The following is a 3423-nucleotide window of genomic DNA, read 5'->3' as shown; positions in this document are numbered from 1 at the left end:
CATGTACACCCAATCCCTCGACCTCCCGAGCCCCACACAAGCAGCCGACGCGCCCACCGCCGCGTCCTCCCCCGAGCAAACCCGCTTCGACGCGGTGATGCAGGCCGACGGCAAGATCGAGCCGCAGGACTGGATGCCCGAGGCGTACCGCAAGACGCTGGTGCGCCAGATCTCGCAGCACGCGCATTCGGAGATCATCGGCATGCAGCCCGAAGGCAACTGGATCAGCCGCGCCCCGAGTCTCAAGCGCAAGGCGATCCTGCTTGCCAAGGTGCAGGACGAAGGCGGCCACGGCTTGTATCTCTACAGTGCCGCCGAAACGCTCGGCGTCTCGCGCGATCAGCTGGTCGCGGCGCTGCACGCCGGCAAGGCGAAGTATTCGAGCATCTTCAACTACCCGACGCCCACCTGGGCCGATGTCGGCGTGATCGGCTGGCTCGTCGATGGCGCCGCGATCATGAACCAGATCCCGCTGTGCCGCTGCACCTACGGGCCCTATGCCCGCGCGATGATCCGCATCTGCAAGGAAGAGTCGTTCCATCAGCGCCAGGGCTTCGACGCGCTGCTCGGGATGATGAAGGGCACGCAGGCGCAGAAGGACCTCGTGCAGCAGGCGGTGAACCGCTGGTGGTGGCCGGTGCTGATGATGTTCGGCCCGAGCGACAAGGATTCGATCCACAGCGGCCAGTCGTTCGCGTGGGGCATCAAGCGCATTTCGAACGATGACCTGCGCCAGAAGTTCGTCGATGCCACGGTCGAGCAGGCGAAGATCCTCGGCGTCACGCTGCCCGACGCGGACCTGAAGTGGAACGAGGAGCGCAAGGCACACGACTACGGCCAGATCGACTGGGACGAGTTCTGGCGCGTGGTCAACGGCGACGGCCCGTGCAACAAGGAGCGCCTCGCCACGCGCGTGAAGGCGCACGACGAGGGCGCATGGGTGCGCGAAGCGGCGCTGGCGCATGCGGAAAAACAGAAGGCGCGCTTGCACAAGCAAGCGGCGTGAAGGGATCAAGGAGACATCGACGATGAACAAGGAATGGCCGATCTGGGAAGTGTTCGTGCGCAGCAAGCAGGGACTGGATCACAAGCACTGCGGCAGCCTGCACGCGCCGGACGCGAGCGGCGCATTGCGCATGGCGCGCGACGTGTACACGCGGCGTCAGGAAGGCGTGAGCATCTGGGTGGTGCCGTCGGCGGCGATCACCGCATCGGACCCGGCGGACAAGGGTGAGTTGTTCGAGCCGGCGGGCGACAAGATCTATCGGCATCCGACGTTCTTCGTGCTGCCCGACGAAATCAATCACATGTAAGGGGCAGGCGACATGACGAAGGAACATCTCGCCTACGTGCTGCGTCTCGCGGACAACGCCTTGATCCTCGGTCAGCGCAACGCCGAATGGTGCAGCCACGGCCCGGCGCTGGAAGAAGACATTGCGCTGGCGAACATCAGTCTCGATCTGATCGGTCAGGCGCGGCTTCTTTATACGCACGCGGCGACGCTCGACGCGGCGCTCAACGGCACGAAGAAGACCGAAGACGATTACGCATACTTCCGCAGCGAGCGCGAATTCGCCAACTACACGATCGCGGAGCTGCCGCACGTCGGCCCGCTCGCGGGCACCACACGCGCCGAGCGCGATTACGCGGTGACGATCGTGCGCAACTTCCTGTATTCGGCGCTGATGGTCGAAGTGTGGACGGCGCTGCAGGCATCGAGCGATGCGCAACTCGCGGCGATCGCTGCGAAGTCGATCAAGGAGACGAGCTATCACCTGCATCACGCGCGCGACTGGCTGGTGCGCCTGGGCGATGGCACGGAGGAGTCGCATCGGCGTGCGCAGGCCGCGCTCGATTATCTGATGCCGTACACGCGCGAGTTCTTCGCGACCGATGCGATCGAACAGGCGGTCGCCGATGCGGGCATCGCGCCGCTTGCGAGCGCGTTCGAAGCGGCGTGGCGCGAGCACGTGCAAGCCGCGCTCGATGAAGCCACGCTCGTGGCGCCCGCCGAAGTGAAGCACATCACCACCGGCAAGCACGGCGAACACTCGGAACATATGGGCTATCTGCTCGCCGAGATGCAGAGCCTGGCCCGTCAACATCCGGGCGCGAGCTGGTAACGCAATGATGAACACGACGATCGAACGTGCGTGGCACGTGCTCGAAGCGGTGCCCGATCCGGAGATTCCGGTGGTATCAATTCGCGAGCTGGGCATTCTGCGCGATGTGCGCCACGGCGACGATGGCGTGCTCGAAGTGGTGATCACGCCGACGTACTCGGGGTGTCCGGCAATGTCGCAGATCGCGGAGGATATCGCGCAGGCGATCGACGCCGCGAAACTCGGCGCGCATCGCATCGAGACGGTCCTGGCGCCCGCATGGACGACCGACTGGATCACCGACGAAGCGCGCGAGAAGCTGCGCCGCTACGGCATCGCGCCGCCGACGGGCGCATGCAGTAGCGCAGAAAAGCCGATCCGCTTCGTGCCTTACAAGAAAGAAGTCATCGCGTGCCCGCGCTGCGGCTCGACGCACACCGAGAAGCTGGCGCAGTTCGGCTCGACGGCGTGCAAGGCGCTGTATCGCTGCATCGATTGCCGCGAGCCGTTCGATTACTTCAAGCCGTACTGAACCGATATCACTGAAAGCGAGCCGAAAAACATGGCGACTCCGCAATTCCACCCGCTGCGCATCCGCGACGTCCGACCCGAAACCGCCGATGCGGTCACCGTATCGTTCGAGGTGCCGCCCGCATTGCGCGATGCGTTTCGCTTCACGCAGGGCCAGTTCGTGACGCTCAAGACGCATATCGATGGTGAAGAGACGCGTCGTTCCTATTCGATCTGCGTGGGCGTGACCGACTACGATCGCGACGGCGAATTGCGCATCGGCATCAAGCGCGTGCGCGGCGGACGCTTCTCGAACTTCGCGTTCGACACCTTGCAGCCGGGCCATGAAATCGACGTGATGACGCCCGATGGGCGCTTCTTCACGCACCTGAACGCCGACCACGCGAAGCATTACGTGGCGTTCTCGGGCGGCTCGGGCATCACGCCGGTGCTGGCGATCATCAAGACGACGCTGGATATGGAGCCGACGAGCAGCTTCACGCTCGTGTACGGCAATCGCAGCGTGGACGCGATCATGTTCGCCGAGGAGCTCGAAGATCTGAAGAATCGGTATATGGACCGGTTCTCGCTGTATCACGTGCTCTCCGACGATCTGCAGGATGTCGAGTTGTTCAACGGCGTGCTGGATCAGGAGAAATGCAAGGCGTTTCTGGAGACCTTGCTCTCGCCCGAAGAGATCGACGAAGCGTTCATCTGCGGCCCCGGCCCGATGATGGATGCAGCCGAAGCGGCATTGAAGGACTCGGGTGTCGCGCAGAAGCAGATTCACGTCGAGCGCTTCGGCTCGCCG

5 protein-coding genes are annotated in these 3423 nt (G+C 64.0%); all 5 read left to right on the top strand.

Annotated features, from left to right (window positions below):
* The first annotated feature begins 1 nt into the window (after position 1).
* The gene (gene paaA, locus AWB78_RS41855; protein ID WP_062613100.1) at positions 2-1006 is read left to right on the top strand and encodes a 1,2-phenylacetyl-CoA epoxidase subunit PaaA; all 1005 of its coding nucleotides are present in this window, start codon (positions 2-4) and stop codon (positions 1004-1006) included.
* 22 nt (positions 1007-1028) lie between these two features.
* On the top strand, positions 1029-1313 hold the full coding sequence (gene paaB / locus AWB78_RS41850; protein ID WP_062613098.1) for a 1,2-phenylacetyl-CoA epoxidase subunit PaaB: 285 nt from the start codon (positions 1029-1031) through the stop codon (positions 1311-1313).
* A gap of 12 nt (positions 1314-1325) precedes the next feature.
* Positions 1326-2123 (top strand): 1,2-phenylacetyl-CoA epoxidase subunit PaaC, encoded by a 798-nt coding sequence (gene paaC, locus AWB78_RS41845; RefSeq protein WP_062613096.1) that lies wholly within the window; start codon positions 1326-1328, stop codon positions 2121-2123.
* 4 nt (positions 2124-2127) lie between these two features.
* Entirely contained in the window at positions 2128-2634 is a 507-nt protein-coding gene (paaD, locus tag AWB78_RS41840) for a 1,2-phenylacetyl-CoA epoxidase subunit PaaD (protein WP_374729530.1), read from the top strand.
* A 30-nt stretch (positions 2635-2664) separates the two neighbouring features.
* Positions 2665-3423 (top strand): FAD-binding oxidoreductase (locus AWB78_RS41835; RefSeq protein ID WP_062613094.1); only part of this gene is annotated, 759 nt, incomplete at its 3' end.

Origin of the sequence: Caballeronia calidae (assembly GCF_900044055.2) — a bacterium.
Taxonomy (GTDB): Bacteria; Pseudomonadota; Gammaproteobacteria; order Burkholderiales; family Burkholderiaceae; genus Caballeronia; species Caballeronia calidae.
This window is presented reverse-complemented; position numbering and strand designations above follow the sequence as displayed.

Bases quoted from the DNA above. Each gene is read 5' to 3' on its own strand.
- paaA (WP_062613100.1), top strand. From the start codon at position 2: ATGTACACCCAATCCCTCGACCTCCCGAGCCCCACACAAGCAGCCGAC.
- paaD (WP_374729530.1), top strand. From the start codon at position 2,128: ATGATGAACACGACGATCGAACGTGCGTGGCACGTGCTCGAAGCGGTG.
- paaC (WP_062613096.1), top strand. From the start codon at position 1,326: ATGACGAAGGAACATCTCGCCTACGTGCTGCGTCTCGCGGACAACGCC.
- paaB (WP_062613098.1), top strand. From the start codon at position 1,029: ATGAACAAGGAATGGCCGATCTGGGAAGTGTTCGTGCGCAGCAAGCAG.